Annotated in this window: 14 protein-coding genes; 6 read left to right on the forward strand and 8 right to left on the reverse strand. The window is 65.7% G+C overall.

Going from position 1 to position 20,071, the window contains the following annotated elements:
- From GIW57_RS13020 to GIW57_RS13035, 4 genes are all read left to right on the forward strand, one after another.
- The coding region (locus tag GIW57_RS13020; protein ID WP_236511368.1) for an aldehyde dehydrogenase family protein at positions 1 to 904 on the forward strand (904 nt) is incomplete at its 5' end.
- Between the two features lie 101 nt (positions 905 to 1,005).
- Positions 1,006 to 2,688, forward strand: coding sequence for a choline dehydrogenase (betA, locus tag GIW57_RS13025; RefSeq protein WP_100465263.1), 1,683 nt, complete (start codon positions 1,006 to 1,008; stop codon positions 2,686 to 2,688).
- Between the two features lie 202 nt (positions 2,689 to 2,890).
- Complete coding sequence (locus GIW57_RS13030; RefSeq protein WP_100465262.1) at positions 2,891 to 4,567, forward strand: long-chain fatty acid--CoA ligase; 1,677 nt, start codon at positions 2,891 to 2,893, stop codon at positions 4,565 to 4,567.
- A 161-nt stretch (positions 4,568 to 4,728) separates the two neighbouring features.
- Positions 4,729 to 5,601 (forward strand): crotonase/enoyl-CoA hydratase family protein, encoded by an 873-nt coding sequence (locus tag GIW57_RS13035; RefSeq protein WP_100465261.1) that lies wholly within the window; start codon positions 4,729 to 4,731, stop codon positions 5,599 to 5,601.
- A gap of 106 nt (positions 5,602 to 5,707) precedes the next feature.
- On the opposite strand, the gene GIW57_RS13040 is transcribed toward GIW57_RS13035, so the two are convergent.
- From GIW57_RS13040 to prfB, 7 genes are all read right to left on the reverse strand, one after another.
- Positions 5,708 to 7,879 carry a response regulator gene (locus GIW57_RS13040; protein WP_236511371.1) on the reverse strand — a complete coding sequence of 724 codons (2,172 nt, stop codon included), beginning with the start codon at positions 7,877 to 7,879 and terminating at the stop codon, positions 5,708 to 5,710.
- Entirely contained in the window at positions 7,876 to 9,021 is a 1,146-nt protein-coding gene (locus GIW57_RS13045; protein ID WP_100465259.1) for a two-component system response regulator, read from the reverse strand. Before GIW57_RS13045 ends, GIW57_RS13040 begins: the two co-directional genes overlap by 4 nt.
- A gap of 204 nt (positions 9,022 to 9,225) precedes the next feature.
- On the reverse strand, positions 9,226 to 10,737 hold the full coding sequence (gene lysS, locus GIW57_RS13050) for a lysine--tRNA ligase (protein WP_100465258.1): 1,512 nt from the start codon (positions 10,735 to 10,737) through the stop codon (positions 9,226 to 9,228).
- Positions 10,738 to 11,088: 351 nt separating this feature from the next.
- Positions 11,089 to 12,729: an acetolactate synthase large subunit gene (locus GIW57_RS13055; protein WP_236511374.1), complete on the reverse strand. Its 1,641-nt coding sequence runs from the start codon at positions 12,727 to 12,729 to the stop codon at positions 11,089 to 11,091.
- 75 nt (positions 12,730 to 12,804) lie between these two features.
- Entirely contained in the window at positions 12,805 to 14,196 is a 1,392-nt protein-coding gene (locus GIW57_RS13060; protein ID WP_236511377.1) for an NAD-dependent succinate-semialdehyde dehydrogenase, read from the reverse strand.
- A gap of 669 nt (positions 14,197 to 14,865) precedes the next feature.
- Positions 14,866 to 15,648, reverse strand: a complete 783-nt coding sequence (locus GIW57_RS13065) for a helix-turn-helix transcriptional regulator (protein WP_100465254.1) — start codon at positions 15,646 to 15,648, stop codon at positions 14,866 to 14,868.
- 99 nt (positions 15,649 to 15,747) lie between these two features.
- Positions 15,748 to 16,873, reverse strand: a protein-coding gene (prfB, locus tag GIW57_RS13070) for a peptide chain release factor 2 (RefSeq protein WP_099818762.1) whose coding sequence is annotated in 2 segments (ribosomal slippage) — positions 15,748 to 16,797 and positions 16,799 to 16,873 — 1,125 coding nt in all. Because the reading frame shifts where the segments join, the coding sequence is not laid out codon by codon here.
- A gap of 174 nt (positions 16,874 to 17,047) precedes the next feature.
- Here prfB and GIW57_RS13075 point away from each other — a divergent pair.
- Positions 17,048 to 17,788, forward strand: coding sequence for a M48 family metallopeptidase (locus GIW57_RS13075; RefSeq protein WP_100465253.1), 741 nt, complete (start codon positions 17,048 to 17,050; stop codon positions 17,786 to 17,788).
- 33 nt (positions 17,789 to 17,821) lie between these two features.
- Here GIW57_RS13075 and GIW57_RS13080 read toward each other — a convergent pair whose 3' ends face one another.
- Entirely contained in the window at positions 17,822 to 18,682 is an 861-nt protein-coding gene (locus tag GIW57_RS13080) for a LytTR family DNA-binding domain-containing protein (protein ID WP_100465252.1), read from the reverse strand.
- A gap of 175 nt (positions 18,683 to 18,857) precedes the next feature.
- Here GIW57_RS13080 and GIW57_RS13085 point away from each other — a divergent pair, with 175 nt between their 5' ends.
- Positions 18,858 to 20,060, forward strand: a complete 1,203-nt coding sequence (locus GIW57_RS13085) for an acyltransferase family protein (RefSeq protein ID WP_236511380.1) — start codon at positions 18,858 to 18,860, stop codon at positions 20,058 to 20,060.
- The last annotated feature ends 11 nt before the right edge of the window (positions 20,061 to 20,071 follow it).

Consider the following 20,071-nt stretch of genomic DNA (forward strand, 5'->3'; position numbering starts at 1 on the left):
GATCTACACCGAAGCCGGCGTGCCCGACGGCGTGTTCAACGTCGTGCAGGGCCCTGGCCGCGAGATCGGCAACTGGCTGACCGAGCACCCGGTGATCGAGAAGATCTCCTTCACCGGCGGCGTCGCCACCGGCAAGAAGGTCATGGCCAGCGCCGCGTCGTCGTCGCTGAAGGAAGTGACGATGGAACTGGGCGGCAAGTCGCCGCTGGTGATCTGTGACGACGCCGACCTGGACCGTGCCGCCGACATCGCGGTGATGGCCAACTTCTTCAGCTCCGGCCAGGTCTGCACCAACGGCACCCGCGTGTTCGTGCCGCGCAGCATGCTGGCCGCGTTCGAGGCCGCCGTGGTCGAGCGTGTCAACCGCATCCGCATCGGCGACCCGATGGCCGCCGAGACCAACTTCGGCCCGCTGACCAGCTTCCCGCACATGGAAAACGTGCTGCGCTTCATCGAAAGCGGCAAGAGCGAAGGCGCGCGCCTGCTGACCGGCGGCGGTCGTGCCACCGATGCTGCCCTGGCTGATGGCGCCTATGTGCTGCCGACGGTGTTCTCCGACTGCCGCGATGACATGACCATTGTCCGCGAAGAAATCTTCGGGCCGGTGATGAGCATCCTCGCCTACGACGACGAGGACGAAGTGGTGCGTCGCGCCAACGACACCACCTTCGGCCTGGCCGCAGGTGTGGTCAGCAAGGACATCAGCCGCGCACATCGCATCATCCATCGCCTGGAAGCCGGCATCTGCTGGATCAACACCTGGGGCGAGTCGCCGGCCGAAATGCCGGTGGGTGGCTACAAGCAGTCCGGCGTCGGCCGCGAGAACGGCATCTCCACCCTCGGCCACTACACCCGCATCAAGTCGGTGCAGGTCGAACTGGGCGACTACGCCAGCGTGTTCTGACCGGCGCGCCCCGAGCACCGCCCATCGTCCGGCCACCGCGCCGATCCGAGATTCCGCCGGGACGCCTGCATGCAGCGCGCCCGGCCTGCAGGAGAGCAACCATGAGCACCCATAACGAGTACGACTACATCATCATCGGCGCCGGTTCGGCCGGCAACGTGCTGGCCACCCGCCTCACCGAAGATGCCGATGTCAGCGTGCTGCTGCTGGAAGCCGGTGGCCCGGACTACCGGCTCGACTTCCGTACCCAGATGCCTGCCGCACTGGCCTTCCCGCTGCAGGGCCGCCGCTACAACTGGGCGTACAAGACCGATCCCGAGCCCTTCATGAACAACCGCCGGATGGATTGCGGTCGTGGCAAGGGCCTGGGCGGCTCGTCGCTGATCAACGGCATGTGCTACATCCGCGGCAACGCAATGGACTACGACAACTGGGCCGGCATGCCGGGCCTGGAAGACTGGACCTACCTGGACTGCCTGCCGTATTTCCGCAAGGCCGAAACCCGCGACATCGGCGCCAATGACTACCACGGCGGTGACGGCCCGCTGCGCGTCACCACGCCCAAGGCCGGCAACAACGAACTGTTCGCAGCAATGGTCGAGGCCGGTGTGCAGGCCGGTTATCCGCGCACCGACGACCTCAACGGCTACCAGCAGGAAGGCTTCGGCCCAATGGACCGTACGGTCACGCCGAAGGGCCGTCGTTCCAGCACCGCCCGTGGCTACCTGGACCTGGCCAAACCGCGCCCGAACCTGACCATCGTCACCCACGCGCTGACCGACCGCATCCTGTTCTCGGGCAAGCGCGCCGTGGGCGTGCAGTGGCTGCACAACGACCAGCCGCAGCGCGCCACCGCACGCCGCGAAGTGCTGCTGTGCGGCGGCGCCATCGCCTCGCCGCAGATCCTGCAGCGCTCCGGCGTCGGCCCGGCCGACCTGCTGCGCAGCCTGGACATCGACCTGGTGCATCACCTGCCCGGCGTTGGCGCCAACCTGCAGGATCATCTGGAAATGTACCTGCAGTACGAGTGCAAGAAGCCGGTCTCGCTGGCCCCGGCACTGAAGCTGTACAACCAGCCGGCGATCGGCGCCGAATGGCTGTTCCTGGGCACCGGCATCGGCGCCAGCAACCAGTTCGAAGCCGGCGGTTTCATCCGCAGCGATGCCGAATTCGACTGGCCCAACCTGCAGTATCACTTCCTGCCGGTGGCGATCAATTACAACGGCTCCAACCCGATCAAGGCGCACAGCTTCCAGATGCATGTCGGCTCGATGCGCTCGCCGAGCCGTGGCCGCATCCACGTGCGCTCGAAGGATCCGCGCGAAGATCCCAGCATCCTGTTCAACTACATGTCGCACGACCAGGACTGGCGCGAATTCCGTTCGGCGATCCGGATCACCCGCGAGATCTTCGCGCAGCCGGCGCTGGCACCGTACAGCGGCCGCGAGATCTCGCCGGGCAGCGCGCTGCAGACCGATGCGCAGATCGATGCGTTCGTGCGCGAGCATGCCGAGACCGCGTACCACCCGTCCTGCTCCAACAAGATGGGCCACGCCGATGATCCGATGGCGGTGGTCGATGGCCAGGGTCGCGTGCATGGCCTGGAAGGCCTGCGCATCGTCGATGCCTCGATCATGCCGCAGGTGGTCACCGGCAACCTCAACGCACCGACCATCATGATCGCCGAGAAGCTGGCCGACGTGATCCGTGGCCGCACCCCGCTGCCGCGCAGCACCGCGCCGTACTACAAGGCCAACGGCGCACCGGTACGCAGCCGCGGCTGACGCGGCTACTCCGCCGGGCATGGCCCGGCGCTACCTCTGCCCCCATCGGCAGCGCCGGGCCATGCCCGGCGTCTTCTGCCGCATCCAGCCACTACGCGGCACGCCTCTTCGCGTTTTCCCTACGGGACGGTATGCTGCGGAGAGCGGTTCTGGCGGATACTGTCCGCGCCGCACCCATCATCACGATTCCTGGAGGGGGAATATGAGTCTGGATCGTCCCTGGCTGCAGAGCTATCCGAAAGGCGTTCCCGCCGAAATCGACGTCAACGAGTTCCATTCGGTAGTTTCGGTCTTCGACGCGTCCGTCGCGAAGTACCGCGACCGACCGGCCTACTCCAGTTTCGGCAAGACCCTCACCTACGGTGAGACCGATGCCCTGGTCGAACAGTTCGCCGCTTACCTGCTGGGCGAACTGAAGCTCAAGAAGGGCGACCGCGTCGCCCTGATGATGCCCAACTGCCTGCAGTACCCGGTGGCCACCTTCGGCGTGCTGCGTGCCGGCTTGACCGTGGTCAACGTCAACCCGCTGTACACCGCGCGCGAGCTGAAGCATCAGCTGGTCGATGCTGGCGTGACCGCACTGGTGGTGGTGGACAACTTCGGCGACACCGTCGAACAGGTCATCGCCGATACCCAGGTCAAACAGGTCATCACCACCGGCCTGGGCGATCTGCTCGGCGCCAAGGGCGCGATCGTCAACTTCGTGCTCAAGTACATCAAGAAGATGGTGCCCAACTACCATCTGAAGGGCGCGATCCGCTTCAAGCAGGCGCTCAAGCTGGGCAGCCGCCACACCCTGCCGAAGGTCGAGATCGACCACGACGACGTGGCGTTCCTGCAGTACACCGGCGGCACCACCGGTGTAGCCAAGGGCGCGATGCTGACCAACCGCAACCTGATCGCCAACATGCAGCAGGCCTCGGCCTGGATCAGCGCATCGGGCATCGAGATGGGCAAGGAATGGATCATCACCGCCCTGCCGCTGTACCACATCTTCGCGTTGACGGCGAACGGCCTGGTCTTCATGAAGTTCGGTGGCTGCAACCATCTCATCACCAACCCGCGTGACATGAAGGGCTTCGTCAAGGAGCTCAAGTCGGTGCGCTTCACCGCGATCACCGGCGTCAACACGCTGTTCAACGGCCTGCTCAACACCCCCGGCTTCGACACCGTCGATTTCTCCTCGCTGAAGGTGACCCTGGGCGGCGGCATGGCCGTGCAGCGTGCGGTGGCCGAGCGCTGGAAGAAGACCACCGGCGTCACCCTGGTCGAGGCCTACGGCCTGACCGAGACCTCGCCGGCGGCCTGCATCAATCCGCTGACCCTGGCCGAGTACAACGGCTCGATCGGCCTGCCGATTCCGTCCACCGATGCCTGCATCAAGGACGACAACGGCAACATCCTGGCGCTGGGTGAAGTGGGCGAACTGTGCATCCGCGGCCCGCAGGTGATGAAGGGCTACTGGCAGCGCCCGGAGGAAACCGCCAAGGCCATCGACGCCGACGACTGGCTGCACACCGGTGACATGGCGAAGATGGACGAACACGGCTTCTTCTACATCGTCGACCGCAAGAAGGACATGATCCTGGTGTCCGGCTTCAACGTGTACCCGAATGAAGTCGAAGACGTGATCGCGATGATGCCGGGCGTGCTGGAAGTCGCCGCCGTGGGCGTACCGGACGAGAAGTCCGGCGAGGTGGTCAAGGTGGTCATCGTCAAGAAGGACCCGAACCTGACCGCGGAGATGGTCAAGGAACACGCCCGGGCCAACCTGACCGGCTACAAGCACCCGAGAATCGTTGAATTCCGAAAAGAGCTGCCGAAGACCAACGTCGGCAAGATCCTGCGTCGCGAACTTCGCGATACGCCCGCCCCGTAAGGGTTTCTGGAAAGTTGAACGCGCTCAGGCCCGGGTCGGCAACGACCCGGGCCTTTTCGCGTGCGTAGGCCCGGGGCCGGTGTAGCATCGCCGCGTGAGTGGACCGTTCGGCCCGCCGGCCACCACCTTTATCTGCGGGCCGCATCGCCGAGGACCCTTCCATGAGTACCATCGAAAAGCTGCCCAGCAGCGGCTCGCCCTATGCCACCATCCGCACCCAGGACAGCGCCGACGGCGCGGCCCACTGGCTGTTCATGCACGCCGATGCCTCCACCGGCGTGCGTCCCTGCTGCCGCAAGGACATGCTGGACGAGATGTGGAGCTACATGAGCGCCATCACGCGGGGCCCGGCGCAGCGCCACAGCGGCCAGCTGCGCCATTTCGTGCTGGCCTCCGACGCCGCCGCCTACAACCTGGGCGGCGACCTGGACCTGTTCACCCGCCTGATCCGCGAAGGCAACCGCGACCTGCTGCTGACCTACGCGCAACGCTGCGTGGAGGGCGTGCACCACCTGCACACCGGCTTTGGCGGCGATGTCCGCTCGATCGCCCTGATCCAGGGCGATGCACTGGGTGGCGGCCTGGAAATGGCCCTGGCCTGCCACACCATCGTGGCCGAGGAAGGCTGCGGCATGGGCCTGCCCGAAGTGCTGTTCGGCCTGTTCCCGGGCATGGGCGCCTACTCGTTCCTGTGCCGCCGGGTGGCGCCGCAGCTGGCCGAGAAGATCATCCTCGACGGCCGTGTCTACAGCGCCGAGGAGATGCACGCGATGGGCGTGGTCGACGTGCTGGTCAGGAAAGGTGAAGGTCGCAGCGCAGTCGAAGAGATCATCCGCCAGCAGCAGCGCCTGCCGCAGTCGTACCTGGCGATGAATGCCGCGCGCAACCTGGCGCAGGCGGTCAGCTATGACGAACTGCTGGAAATCACCAAGGTCTGGGTCGATTCGGCACTCGCCCTGGGCGACCGTTCGCTGCGCACCATGGACCGTTTGATCAAGGCGCAGACCCGACGCGCCAATCTGGATGTGGCCTGATACGTCCCCCTCCCCCGCAGGGTTCAAGCCCGGCTGGCCACCGGGCTTTTTTTAATGGCACGTGCGAGCATGGGCAAGCCGCCGCGCAGGCCAGGCAGACCCGGCGCTAGCGTTCGCCGTCGTCGGCCACGCCGCGCGCCTTGCGTTCGGCGCGCGCATCGAGCGCCAGCCGACCTTCCTTGATCGCACCCTGCAGCACCGCAAGACGTTGCCGCCATTCGGCTTTGAGCTGCCAGTCGGCCATCCGCATCAATTCACCGGCGCGGTTGGACGCGCGTACCAGGCCCAGGTTGCTGGCCACACCCTTGATCGCATGCGACTGCTCGCGGAAAGCGTCCCAGCGTGCCGCTTCGCCATCGCCTTCGGCCTTGCGCAGGCACGACTCGGCATCATCCAGGCACTGGCGAATGAACTCGCGTTCGAAACCCTCGCCCATTCCCAGCGACGCCAGTTCATCAAGCACGCCGGTATCAAGGACGCCATCGAGATTGGTGACCGTGCGCACGATCGGCGGCGCACTGGTCTTGAGCTGGGCGTTGTTGGCGATCTCGGCCAGGGTGTCCAGCAGGCGCACGGCCACCACAGGCTTGGCCAGGAACGCATGTGCACCGGCTTGGGTACAGTGCTGGATCGCTTCGGGAGTGACATCGGCGCTGAGCACCAGCACCGGCGTGCGAGGGCCGCCACCGGCCTGCATCACCCGCAGTTCCTTCAGCATGTCCAGGCCACTCATGCCCGGCATGTGCAGATCGACGATGGCCGCATCGAACTCGCTTTCGGCCAATGCATCCAGCACCGCCTCGCCACCATCGACGCACAGCACCTTGTGCCCGGCCTTCTGCAGCAGACGCTGCAGCACCATGCGGTTGGCCTCGTGGTCATCGGCGACCAGGATCTGCATGCTGCGCACCCGTGCGCGATGGCGCAGGAACGGATCGGCGAACGCGATGACGTTGCCACCGGCACCGGCTTCGTCGCCAGCAGCGAGGGTCGGCACCGCACCCGGAACCACCGGCTGCGGCGGCGCGAACGGCAGTTCCACCCAGAAGTGACTGCCCTGCGGCGGGTTGTCCAGGTACCCGATCTCGCCGTCCATCGCTTCGACCAGTCCCTTGGCGATCGTCGTCCCCAGGCCGGTACCTTCATGGCGACGGGCCATGCTGACGTCGGCCTGCTCGAAGGCCTCGAACAGACGCGGGCGCATCGCCGGTGCGACGCCGATGCCGGTATCGAGAATGTCGAAGCGCAGCCGCACCCCACCCTGGGTGTCTGCATGGACAACGCAGACACGGATCTCGACCCGGCCATGATCGGTGAACTTGACCGCGTTGCCGGCCAGGTTGAGCAGGATCTGCCGCAGATGCCCGACATCGCCGCGCAGTGTCGGCGGGACCGTCTCGGCCACCTTCACCCGATAGTCCAGGCGCTTGGCCTTGGCCTGCGGCAACAGGATCAGGCCGATGGCCTGGATCACTTCGGAAAGAACGAAATCCTCGGCAACGACGCGCAGTTTGCCGGCCTCGATCGCCGAGATGTCCAGCACTTCCTCGACCAGCGCCAGCAGGCTGCGCGATGACGCCTGGATGGTACTCACGCACTCACGCTGCTCGTCATCCAGGCGCGTGGTCGCCAACACTTCCGTCATGCCATTCAATCCATTGAGTGGCGTGCGAAACTCGTGGCTCATGTTGGCCAGGAATCGACTCTTGGCTTCGCTGGCGCGCCGCGCCTCGGCCATCGCTTCGGTCAACTGCCGCAGCAGCGTGGAAAAATACAGGGGAACCGCGGCCAGGCCAAGCCACAGGCCGATGGCCAGGCGCGCGTTCTGCTGCCAGTACGGAGTGGACAGTGCGGTACTGCCGAAGCTGACCATCGCCATCGCCACGGCCACATACAGGTAGTGGTTGCCGAAGCGCATGCCGTTGCCCACCGTCACCCACATCACCACGATGTAGACCCACGACAGCGGCTCACCCATCTGGATCATGCCGGCGGCGATCAACCCGTAGTCGGCCAGCATGCCCAGTACGCGCCGGGGATCGGAGCGCTGCGGTCGCCACAGCAGCCAGCCGAACAACAGCAGCGACAGGCTCAGGCCGGTCAGCACGATCGCCAGCACTCCGACATACTGGGTGTGCGGCAGTTCATGCCGTGCCGAAGGCAGCAGCACGTACGCCAGAATCAGGCTGATCAGGATGATGCGGACGATCTGCTGCCCGTGCTCACTGTCCTGCCGCTGGGACAGGCGCAGCCGCAATCGCGACAGCAGGCGTTTCACGCGCCCAGTCCCGGCCGTGCAGAGGCGATGGAGTGCTCGGCGCAGATCTGTTCCAGCTGCTCGCGGCCGCGCAGCAATGCATCCACGCAACGCGGATCGAACAGACGCCCGCGCTGGGCATACAGGTAGGCCATGGTGGCTTCCATCGTCCACGCTTCCTTGTAGGGGCGCGGCGAGATCAGCGCATCGAACACGTCGGCCACGGCGACGATGCGTGCCTCCAGCGGAATCGCGTCGCCGACCAGGCCATCGGGGTAGCCACTGCCGTCGTAGCGCTCATGGTGGCGCAGCGCGATCAATGCACCGACCTGGATGAAGCGGTTCTGGCTGCCACTGAGCAGTTCGTGGCCAATGCGCGGATGCCGACGCATGATCGCCAGCTCCTCATCATTGAGCTTGCCCTGCTTGAGCAGCACCGCATCGGGAATGGCGATCTTGCCCATGTCGTGCAGCGGCGCAGCCATTTCGATCAGCTTGACGTCGTCCTCCGGCAGGCCCAGCTGCTCGGCGATCAGGCCAGCCACGCGCGCCATCCGTTCAAGGTAGGCACTGGTGCCGGCATCACGGAATTCGATCGCACGTGCCAGCCGCGAAAGCGTCTCACGCTCGCGCTCCTCCACCTCATGCATGCTGGCCAGCAGCCGCTGCTCCAGTGACAGGGCGCGCTGCTTCACGTTCTCGGTCTGCTGGCGCAACTGCAACAGGTTGTAGCAGCGTGCGCGCAGCTCGCGCGGGCGGATCGGCTTGACCAGGAAATCAATCACGCCGGCTTCAAGCGCCGCCTGGCGGATCGGCTCGTCGCCGACCACGGTGATCAGGATCACCGGAATATCGCGATGTTTGGGCAGCCGGCGGAAGCGGCGGGCGAATTCCAGCCCGTCCATCTCCGGCATGCGGTAATCAAGAAGCAGCAGGTCGACCGGATACGATTCGCACCAGGCCAACGCGGTCAACGGATCGCCGAAGTCATGCACGCTCAGTTCCGGCGCGATGTCCTCGATGACGTGACGAAGCATCGTCCGTGCGGAAGTCTGGTCATCGACGATGACGATGTTCAAGGCGTTCTCTGCCTGCTTTCTCGACCATGCTGAAAGGTCAGCGGCCGAGGATACCCCGCCGCTGTGCACGCTGGCACCCTGCATCGGCTCGACTCCCGTCACAAGCCCCCCGATTCATGATCGTCGTCACAATGTGAAGCGGATTCTCCACATTGCGGCCTCCCCTGACGCCATCAAGCCATAGCCGGTGTCAAGGTTGTGCAATAACGATACGCCCAGTGCGGGACGCGTCAATCGCGCCGTCTCAAACCGAGACGGCGCGCACAAACAGACGCCGAAAAATGCCGGTTACTGCTCCGGACGCATGTACGGGAACAGCAGTACGTCGCGGATCGAGCTGCTGCCGGTCAGCAGCATCACCAGGCGATCGACGCCGATGCCGAGGCCGCCGGTCGGCGCCATGCCGTACTCCAGCGCACGGATGTAGTCGGCGTCGTAGTGCATGGCCTCGTCGTCGCCACCTTCCTTCGCCGCCACCTGCGCCTGGAAGCGCTGGGCCTGGTCTTCGGGGTCGTTCAGCTCGGAGAAGCCGTTGGCCAGCTCCTTGCCGTTGACGAACAGTTCGAAGCGGTCGGTATAGCCCGGATCGTTGTCGTTGGCGCGGGCCAGCGGCGAGACCTCCACCGGGTGATCGGTGATGAAGGTCGGCTGGATCAGGGTGTGCTCGACGGTGGCTTCGAAGATCTCAAGCAGCAGCTTGCCCCAGCCGTAGGACGGCTTGACGCGGATCTTCAAGCGCTCGCAATGGCGCAGCAGCGCATCACGGTCGGTGCAGTCGGCCGCGGAGATTTCGGGGTTGTGGTGGCGTACCGCCTCGTCCATGCGCCAGCGGCGGAACGCCGGGCCCAGGTCGATGTTGGCACCGTCCCACTCAACCGTGGTGGAGCCGTTCACCGACTGCGCCACGTCACGGATCACGCCTTCGGTCAGGTCCATGATCTCGTTGTACGTGGCATACGCCTCGTACAGTTCCATCATGGTGAATTCCGGGTTGTGGCGGGTGCTGACACCTTCGTTGCGGAAGTTGCGGTTGATCTCGTAGACGCGCTCCAGGCCACCGACGGTCAGGCGCTTGAGGTACAGCTCCGGCGCCACGCGCAGGTACAGGTCAAGATCCAGCGCGTTGTGGTGGGTGGTGAACGGCTTGGCCGCCGCGCCACCGGGGATGTAATGCATCATCGGCGTCTCGACTTCGAGGAAGTCGCGGTTGTCCAGCCATGCACGCATCGCACGGATGATCTTCGAGCGCTTGATGAAGACCGCGCGCGACTCCGGGGTCACGATCAGGTCGACATAGCGCTGGCGGTAGCGCTGCTCGACGTCGGCCAGGCCATGCCACTTGTCCGGCAGCGGGCGCAGCGACTTGGTCAGCAGGCGGATCGATTCGGCCTTGACCGAAAGCTCGCCGGTCTTGGTGCGGGTCAGGCCACCTTCGACCGCAATGATGTCGCCCACGTCCCAGCCCTTGAAGGCGGTGTAGGCATCGCCCAGCACGCTGCCCTGCAGGAACAGCTGGATGCGGCCGGATTCGTCCTGGATCTGGGCGAAGCTGGCCTTGCCCATGACCCGCTTGGCCATCAGGCGACCAGCCATCTTCACCTGGCGGCCGTTGCCTTCCAGGGTTTCGGCGGTCCACTGTTCCGCGTCGGCGAATTCTTCCTGCAGGCTGCCGGCGAAGTCCTCGCGACGGAAGTCGTTCGGGTACGCGATGCCCTGCCCACGCAGCGCTTTGAGTTTCTCACGGCGCTCGGCGATCAACTTGTTTTCGTCGACGGGGGGGGTATCGGTAGCTTCGCTCATGGATCTGCGGGAATCGTGTAGTGAGGGGGAGTCTTGCGCCCGGCACAGCCGGTTGCCCAGCATACCAAAAGCGCCCCTCCCCGGCCGCTGGACAGCGCCCTGGCCTTGGGCCGCCCCGGCTCCGGTAGCCGCCAACCTTGGCTGGCGAATCATCGTGTGTCGACCAAGGTCGACACCTACCGGATATCGCGGCACCGACGCCCTGGTAGCCGCCAACCTTGGTTGGCGCCCCCGTGTCGACCAAGGTCGACACCTACCGGATATCGCGGCACCGACGCCCCGGTAGCCGCCAACCTTGGTTGGCGCCCCCGTGTCGACCAAGGTCGACATCTACCGGGCCATGCCCCGGATTCACCCGTTCCCGGGGAACGCCTGCCGCAGCTCGTCCACCAGCACCCGTTGGTTCTCCGAATAATCAATCGGCACCGACACCAGATGCACGCCGCCCGCCGTGAACCCCGCTTCCAGCGTCGGAATGAACTGCTCGATCGCGGTCACCTCATGCCCCTGGCAGCCATACGCCTCGGCGTATTTGACGAAGTCCGGATTGCCGAAGGTCATGCCGTAGTCGGCGAAGCCGTCCACCGCCTGCTTCCAGCGGATCATGCCGTAGGCACCGTCGTTGAGGATCAGCACCACCAGGTTCAGTCCCAGCCGGCGCGCGGTCTCCAGCTCCTGGCTGTTCATCATGAAACCGCCATCGCCACACACCGCCAGCACGCGGCGCTGCGGGTACAGGATCGAGGCCATGATCGCCGACGGCAGGCCTGCACCCATCGTCGCCAATGCGTTGTCCAGCAGCAGCGTGTTCGCCACCTGGGTACGGTAGTTGCGCGCGAACCAGATCTTGTACATGCCGTTGTCCAGCGCCACGATGCCGTCCGGCGGCATCACCTGGCGCACGTCATGCACCAGCCGTTGCGGGGTGAAGCCCGCTTCATCGGCACGATCGGCGATGTGCTCCAGGATCGTCGCGCGCAGCGGCAGCAGCGCCGCGGCGTTGTCGATCTTGCCTTCGATACGGTCGGCCAGCAGGGTCAGCGAACGGCCGATATCGCCGATCACCTCCACCTGCGGGAAGTACACCTGCTCCACCGCCGCCTGCGAATAGCCGATGTGGATGACCGTGCGCCCCCCCGGGCGCATCACGAACGGCGGCTTCTCCGTCACCTCGTGGCCAATGGTCACGATCACGTCGGCCTGGTCGATGGCCATGTGCACGTAGTCGCGCTCGCTCAGCGCCGCCGTGCCCATGTACAGGCCCGAACCACCGGCCACCGCGCCCTTGCCCATCTGCGTGGTGACGAACGGAATACCGGCGCGCAGCACGAAGGCCGACAGCGCCTCGCTGGACTGTGGCCGCGATGCCGCCGACGCGATCACCAGCAACGGCCGCTTGGCGTCGCGGATGATCTGCGCCGCACGATCCAATGCCTCGGGGCTGGCAATCGGCCGATCCACCGGGTGCGGCGGAATCATTGCGACGTCCTCGACCTCCATCGCCGCAATGTCCTCGGGCAATTCCAGCAGCACCGGGCCGGGGCGTTCTTCCTGCGCGGTACGGAACGCTTCGCGCACGATGATCGGGATGGTGCGTGCCGAGACGATCTGCCGTGCGGACTTGGTCAGCGGCTTCATCGTGCCGACGATATCCACGATCTGGAAGCGCGCCTGCTTGCTGGCAACGATGCCCTTCTGCCCGGTGATCATGATCACCGGCCACGCACCGAGCAGTGCATAGGCCGCACCGGTGGTGAAGTTCAGTGCGCCCGGGCCGAGCGTGGCCAGGCAGACGCCCGGCTTGCCGGTCAGGCGGCCATAGGTGGCGGCCATGAACACGGCAGCCTGTTCGTGGCGGGTGATGACCAGCTCGATGCTGGAGTGGCGAAGCGACTCGACGACATCGAGGTTCTCTTCACCGGGAATGCCAAAAATGCGCTCGACGCCCTCGTTTTCGAGTGCGGCGACGAGCAGATCGGAACCCTTGGACATGGAATGACGTCCTTCTCGCAGTACGTGATGATGGAACGTTGCAGGGATGCTGACAGCAGGCGTGGATGGCCCGTGTCAACGGCGGTCGAACCACACCGTCTGCGCGTTGACGAATTCGCGGATACCGAAGTGCGACAGCTCGCGGCCGAAGCCACTCTTCTTCACGCCGCCGATCGGCACGCGCGGATCGGAGGCCGAGAAACCGTTGACGAACACGCCACCGGTCTGCAGCCGGCGCGCCAGCTGCATCGCGCGGGCGTGGTCGCCCGTCCACAGATTGCCGCTGAGGCCGAACTCGCTCTGGTTGGCCAGTTCCACCGCATGGTCGGCGTCGCGCGCGCGGCTGATCGACGCCACCGGCCCGAAGGTCTCGGTATCGAACGCCTGCATTCCGGGCTCGACGCCGGCCAGCACGGTGGGGGCATAGAAGCTGCCCGGGCGATCGAGCTGCTTGCCGCCCACCAGCAGCTGCGCACCGGCCTCGACCGAAGCGCGCACCTGCGCATCAAGCTGTTCAAGCAGGTCCTGGCGGGCCATCGGGCCGATCCGGTTGCCGGCTTCGCGGCCATCGCCGACGGTCAGCGCCTGCACACGCTCGCAGAACAGCGCCACGAAACGCTCATACACGGCCTCTTCGACGATGATGCGCTTGCCGGCAATGCACACCTGCCCGGTGTTCTGGAAGCGCGAGGCGACGGCGGCATCGACTGCGGCGTCCAGGTCGGCGTCGGCCAGCACGATGAACGGATCCGAGCCACCCAGCTCGAGCACCACCTTCTTCAGCGCCTGTCCGGCCTGCGCGGCGATGCTGCGCCCGGCGGCGACGCTGCCGGTCAGGGTCACTGCCGCGATGCGGTCATCGGCGATGGCGGCACTGGTGCCCTCGCGGCTGATGTTGGCGGCGATGAAGGTGCCCTCCGGCAGGCCCGCATCGCGCCACGCAGCGGCGAGCAGCGCGGCGGTGCCGACGATGTTCTCGGCAGGCTTCAGCAGGAAACCATTGCCCCCCATGAGGATCGGTACGGCCGCGCGCATCACCTGCCAGTACGGGAAGTTCCACGGCATGATGCCCAGCACCACGCCCAGCGGCAGGTAGGAGACATAGGCCTTGTTGTCGGCCACCGCGGTCGGCTCGTCGCGCAGGAAGGCCGCGCCGTTGTCGGCGTACCAGTCACACAGCACCGCGCACTTCTCGATCTCGGCCAGCGACTCGGCGTGGACCTTGCCCATCTCGGCGGTGGCCAGCGCGGCCAGGGGCTCACGGTCACGACGCAGCACGGCCGCCATCGCACGCAGCACGCTCGCGCGTTGTTCGAGTGACTGCGCACTCCAGGCAGCAAAGCCGGCCTGGCCGCGATCAAGGATCGCTTCCAGTTCGGCGGCAGTGGCGAAGGGATGGCTGGCGATCTGCTGGCCGGTGGCCGGATCGCGGGAAATGGCAGCGGGGGCTGCGGGGGAAGCGGACATGCAGGTCTCCTGTTGTCTCGACAACGGGCGGCTGCCCGTTTCCTGACAAGGAATGTGGACCCGATCGGCAAAGGCAACAAGGCGTCTGTTTATCCTGTGACCTGCACTTACCTGCCTGAATAGGGTGGGGTTCCCGGCAGGGCTGCGCCCTGCACCCGCAGAGGCAACAGCAACGGCAGAAGCAACAGCAACAGCAACAGCGGCACTCCGTGGGATGGCGGGGTGGGTCCGGTGGCGGGAGACGCCGTAAACCCATCCATGGGGGCTTGGCCGCGGCATCCATGCCGCGGACACTCCCGTCACCGGACCCATCCCGCCTTCGACAATTTCCCGCGGCTGTTGGTAGGTGTCGACCTTGGTCGACACGGTAGATCCACGCCATGCGTGGATGAATCTCCATCGAGATCGAATATCTCGAATTGAAACCGAGAAGCATCCACGCATGGCGTGGATCTACCCGATCACGGGGATCTGTCAGAGGTGGGGCGGTGTCGGATTGCGGGGTGTCCGCGGCATGGATGCCGCGGCCAAGCCCCCATGGACGGGTTCACGGCGTCCCCGCAATCCGACACCGCCCCGCCAACCCACGGAAAGCCCGCTGTTGCTGTTGCTGTTGCTTCGGCTCTGGCCTCTGCAGGTGCAGGGCTGCAAGCCCTGCCGAACAACCCCTTACCTGCGCGGCAGGTAGGTCACCAGGGACAGGTCGTGCCGGCTCTCCGGCACCAGCGCCACGTACTGCAGGTCCAGCAGCCCGCGCGTGGGATGGTTCAGCTTCTTGGCACCTTCGTCGAAACGACGCACATCGTGCTCCGGCCACCACTCACGGAACTGCTCGCTGTGCGTGCCGATATCCTCGGCCAGCGCCAGGAACGGCGCCTTGTCCGGTGCCTGCGCCATCGCCGCGCGGAAGCTGGCCAGCAGGCCGCGGGTCATTTCTTCCCAGTTGAGGATCAACGTTCTGTACGGCGGATACAGGAACATCAGCCGCAGCGTATTGCGCTCATGCGGCGCCAACTGACCGTAGTCGACAAACAGGTCGGCGATGGCCGGATTCCAGGCCAGGATGTCGAAACGGGTATTGCGCACGTAGGCCGGGATCGGCTGCATCGCCTCCACCAGCTGGCGCAGGCCGTCGGTCACCGTCTCGTCGGGGGACTCCAGCGGCACCCCGTAGCCGGACAGCGCGAACGCGTAGGCGCGCTCGTCGTCGCTCATCCGCAGCACCTGCGCCAGACGCTCCAGCACCTCGGGCGAGGCCCGCACTTCGCGGCCCTGCTCGATCCAGGTGTACCAGCTGACGCTGACCCCGATCGCCAGCGCGACTTCCTCGCGCTTCAGGCCCGGCGTGCGCCTGCGCCCCGCGGGCAGCCCCAGTGTTGCTGGCTCGACCCGCGCGCGGCAGGCCTTGAGAAAGCCACCCAGTTCCTTGCGTTCGGCTTCACTGCGCATCATCACCCTGCCCTGCAGGTTTCAACAGCATTGCGGGACGCCCATGACGTCCCGCAATACAGGGCCCGGGCAGCGGACGGTACCGCTGTCGCCGGGCACGCATCAGGCATCGATGCGCTTGGAGCCAACCGCCAGGCCGGCCTTCAGGCTGGCCTCGACGAATTCGTCCAGGTCACCATCGAGCACCTTCTGCGTATCCGAACGCTCGATGCCGGTGCGCAGGTCCTTGATACGGCTCTGGTCGAGCACGTAGTTGCGGATCTGGCTGCCCCAGCCGATGTCGGACTTGGTGGCTTCCACCGCATCACGCTCGGCATTGCGCTTCTGGATTTCCAGCTCGTACAGCTTGGCGGCCAGCATCTTCATCGCGTTGTCGCGGTTCTGGTGCTGGCTGCGGCCGGTCTGGCAGGCCACGACCGTGTTGGTCGGAATGTGGGTGATACGCACCGCCGACTCGGTCTTGTTGACGTGCTGACCACCCGCACCGGACGAGCGGTACACATCGGTACGCAGATCGGCCGGGTTGATGTCGATTTCGATGTTGTTGTCCACTTCCGGCGACACGAACACCGAGGTGAAGCTGGTATGGCGGCGGTTGTCCGAGTCGAACGGCGACTTGCGCACCAGGCGATGCACGCCGGTCTCGGTCTTCAGCCAGCCATAGGCGTAGTCGCCTTCCACACGCAGCGTGGCCGACTTGATGCCCGCGACGTCGCCACCGGACACTTCCATCAGCTCGGTCTTCCAGCCACGCGATTCGCACCAGCGCAGGTACATGCGCAGCAGGATCTCGGCCCAGTCCTGGGCTTCGGTGCCACCGGCGCCGGCCTGGATGTCGACAAACGCCGGGGCGGTGTCCATCTGGCCGGAGAACATGCGCTGGAACTCCAGCTTCTCCACGTGCGCCTGGTGCTTGTCCAGGTCGGCCACCACGGCCAGCGCGGTGTCCTCGTCCTGCTCGGACTCGGCCAGCTCCAGCAGTTCGGTGGCGTCGCTCAGGCCTTCCAGCACCGCGGCGATGCCGCCCACGGTCTTTTCCAGGGTCGAGCGCTCGCGCCCCAGGTTCTGGGCGTACTCGGCGTTGTTCCAGACGTCGGGGCTTTCCAGCTCCCGCGTTACTTCTTCAAGACGCTCTTTCTTGGCGTCGTAGTCAAAGATACCCCCGGAGCGACAACACGCGATCGGTCAGATCGGCGATGCGCTGGCGGACAGGATTCAGTTCGATCATGTCGGCGGCTATGCATTCAAAAGATGACTGCGAATGATACCGCAGGCGTCCACCCGGCGGCGAGGCAGTCCCGGACCCGGCTGCACACCCGGCCACGCGATACCGGTAGACTTCCGCACCGCCGCGGGAACAGGGGGACGCGCGGCCCATTCCCATTCAAGGAGCACCAATTCAATGACGATCATGCGTTCCACCCTGTGCCTGGCCGCCTGCCTGCTGGCCGCCAATGCTTCTGCCCTCGACCTCAAGGGCCTGACCGGCACCGGCCTGAAGGCCGGCAAGGCGCTGACCCTGTCCGACGCGGAAGTCTCGGCTGCAGCCGACCAGGCCTGCGCCTACATGGACAAGGAGAACCAGGTGGTGGCCGGCAACGATCCGTACGCCCAGCGCCTGGCCAAGATCACCCAGGGCCTGGCCAACGAGGACGGACTGAACCTGAATTTCAAGGTCTACCGCACCGCCGACGTCAACGCCTGGGCGATGGCCAACGGCTGCGTCCGCGTCTACACCGGCCTGATGGACATGGCCAGCGATGACGAAGTGCGCGGCGTGATCGGCCACGAAATCGGCCACGTGAAGCTGGGTCACAGCAAGACCAAGATGCGCACCTCCCTGCTCGCCTCGGCCGGCCGCGAAGGCCTTGCCGCATCCGGCAACGGTAACCTGACCCAGCTCAGCCAGGGCCAGCTCGGCGAACTGGCCGAAGGCTTCATCAACGCGCAGTTCTCGCAGAAGGAAGAGAGCGCGGCCGACGAGTACGGCTACCAGTTCATGAAGCGCCACAGCTACGATCCGGCGGCCCTGGCCAGCATGTTCCGCAAACTGTCCAGCGACGGCGGCCTGATGTCCTCGCATCCGGGCTCGGAAGCCCGCGCCGCGCGCATCGACGCGATGATCAAGAAAGACAAGAAGTAATCCCTGCGCGGGCGGGCCGACCGGTCCGCCCGCTCATGTTCCCGCGAGGGCCTGGCGCAGTAGTGGCAGCTGTCGCCGACTGCACGGCACTTTGGCGCCATCGGCCATATGCAGAAGCGCCTCACCCCCATCCAGCGGTTCGATCGAGCGCAGCTGGTCGCGGTTGATCAGCCAGCTGCGGTGCGGACGCAGGAACACGCCCGGGTCCAGCCGCTGCTCCAGTACCGCCATGGTGATCCGCAGCGGGTAGTCATGGCCGCGCACCCGCAGGTTGACGTAGTTGCCAGCGGCCTGGGCGTACTCGACGTCGGCCGTGGCCACCAGGAACTCCTTGCCCAGCTTGCGCACCAGGAAATGGTCGGGACGATCGACCGGTTCGACCGGGGGGCCGACGTCGGGCTCGGCCAGCAGGCTCGCCTCGCCCTGTCTGCGCCGACCGAACCAGCTGGCAAAGTGCTCCAGCGCCACGAACATCGCGAACGTGCGCACATCCTTCAAGTATTCGTATGCAAAGCGCTCCAACCAGCCGGCATCGTCCTGGTAGCGATAGCCCAGCGCCGCATAGGCAAGGTGCCGGAGCAACATCATTCCCACCACATGCAGCAACGACCAGCCCACGCTGGCCAGTAGATACAGCGGCAAACGCCGCTTCCAGGTATCGGCGTGCAGCGGCCAGCGTTCGCATCCCCACCACAACAGCGGCAGGGTCAACAGAATCAGGCTGAGGCTGCTGAACTCCCAGATCATCGGCTCCCAAAGGCTGAGATCCGCGCCGCGGCGGCTGGCATCCATCACTTCGACCAAGGCATTGGTCACGGCCGAGGCCGAGAGGATCGCCGCCCACACCAACAGACGGGTGGACGTACGCCAACGCGTGGGGCTGCCTTTGGCCATTGCTGCATCCATGTCGTACGGGCGCTCCAGCGTGCATCAAGGGTTCGAGGGTAGCGGCTCCATTCGTCCCGCGGCGTCCGCCATTGGTCACTGAATCGGTCCCGGCTGCCCCCTGCCGATGGATGACACCCCGATACACGCTCACCGTGGCCTCACCCATCGACCCGCCACGACCATGAATCGACGCCACGACATCGACGCCCTGCGCGTATTCGCCTTTACCCTGCTCATCCTCTACCACACCGGTATGGCCTATGTGGACGACTGGGGTTTCCACCTCAAGAGCGTGCACACCGCCGAATGGCTGCAGTGGCCCATGGTGTTCGTCAACCGCTGGCGGATGTCGCTGCTGTTCCTGATCTCGGGCGTCGCCATCGCACTGATGCGGCCGGAGACCAGGTTGCTGCGCTTCGCCGGCCTGCGTACCTGGAAGCTGCTGTTGCCCCTGCTGTTCGGCATGTTCGTGATCGTGCCGATCCAGCCCTACTGCGAGGGCGTGGCCAACGGCCACGTGGCGCCCGGTTTCGGCCACTTCCTGCTGCGCTACTGGCAGGTGCGGCCATGGCCGGAAGGCAGCTTCGCCGGCTGGCAGTACGGCATCACCTGGAACCATCTCTGGTACCTGGCCTATCTGTGGAACTACACCCTCGTGCTGGCCCTGTTGATGCCACTGCTGCGGACGGCAGTGGTGCGCCGTGGGATCGAACGCATGGCGGCATCACCGACGCTGCTGATCGGCATCCCTTCTGCCCTGCTGCTGGCCTGGGTCGTGTGGCTGGAGCCGATCTACCCGTCCACCAACGCCGTGCTCGGCGATTGGTACCAGCACGCCAAGTACGCGACGGTGTTCCTGGCCGGTTACCTGCTCGGTCGCGAGCCGGTGTTCTGGGAACGCGTGGTCGCACTGCGCCGTACCACCATGTGGCTGGCACTGGCCGCCGTCGGCTGGTACATGGGCCTGCGCATCCTCGGCCAGGTGCTGTCGGCGGACTCACCGCTGCGCCAATGGCCCGAACCGTTCTGGGACCTGCAGGTCAGGACCAGCCAGTCGCTGTATGTCTGGACCGCGCTGCTTGCCATCCTGGGCTGGGGCAAGGTCTTCCTGGACCGCCCGTTCCGCTGGATGCCGTATTGCACGGAGGCGATCTATCCCTGGTACATGCTGCACCAGAGCCTGATCATCGTCCTGCTGTTCTGGCTCAAGCCCCTGCAGCTGGGACCGTGGGCCGAACCGGCACTGCTACTGGTCGGTACCGTCGGCGGCTGCCTTCTCATCCACGAACTGCTGGTGCGCCGTGTGCGCTGGCTGCGGCCGCTGTTCGGGTTGCGAAAAGAAGCGCCCTCACCAGCATTCAAGGGTGTTGTGCCAGCACAGTGAGTTCTGGCCCC

Source organism: Stenotrophomonas sp. PA-6-5C, assembly GCF_021605635.1.
Lineage (GTDB): Bacteria > Pseudomonadota > Gammaproteobacteria > Xanthomonadales > Xanthomonadaceae > Stenotrophomonas > Stenotrophomonas lactitubi.

What these genes read in the sequence shown, in the direction of transcription:
- GIW57_RS13080 (WP_100465252.1), bottom strand. Translation starts at nt 18,682, where the DNA reads ATGGCCAAAGGCAGCCCCACGCGTTGGCGTACGTCCACCCGTCTGTTG.
- GIW57_RS13060 (WP_236511377.1), bottom strand. Translation starts at nt 14,196, where the DNA reads ATGTCCGCTTCCCCCGCAGCCCCCGCTGCCATTTCCCGCGATCCGGCC.
- GIW57_RS13085 (WP_236511380.1), top strand. Translation starts at nt 18,858, where the DNA reads ATGAATCGACGCCACGACATCGACGCCCTGCGCGTATTCGCCTTTACC.
- GIW57_RS13075 (WP_100465253.1), top strand. Translation starts at nt 17,048, where the DNA reads ATGACGATCATGCGTTCCACCCTGTGCCTGGCCGCCTGCCTGCTGGCC.
- GIW57_RS13065 (WP_100465254.1), bottom strand. Translation starts at nt 15,648, where the DNA reads ATGATGCGCAGTGAAGCCGAACGCAAGGAACTGGGTGGCTTTCTCAAG.
- GIW57_RS13055 (WP_236511374.1), bottom strand. Translation starts at nt 12,729, where the DNA reads ATGTCCAAGGGTTCCGATCTGCTCGTCGCCGCACTCGAAAACGAGGGC.
- GIW57_RS13045 (WP_100465259.1), bottom strand. Translation starts at nt 9,021, where the DNA reads ATGCAGGGTGCCAGCGTGCACAGCGGCGGGGTATCCTCGGCCGCTGAC.
- GIW57_RS13035 (WP_100465261.1), top strand. Translation starts at nt 4,729, where the DNA reads ATGAGTACCATCGAAAAGCTGCCCAGCAGCGGCTCGCCCTATGCCACC.
- GIW57_RS13030 (WP_100465262.1), top strand. Translation starts at nt 2,891, where the DNA reads ATGAGTCTGGATCGTCCCTGGCTGCAGAGCTATCCGAAAGGCGTTCCC.
- lysS (WP_100465258.1), bottom strand. Translation starts at nt 10,737, where the DNA reads ATGAGCGAAGCTACCGATACCCCCCCCGTCGACGAAAACAAGTTGATC.
- betA (WP_100465263.1), top strand. Translation starts at nt 1,006, where the DNA reads ATGAGCACCCATAACGAGTACGACTACATCATCATCGGCGCCGGTTCG.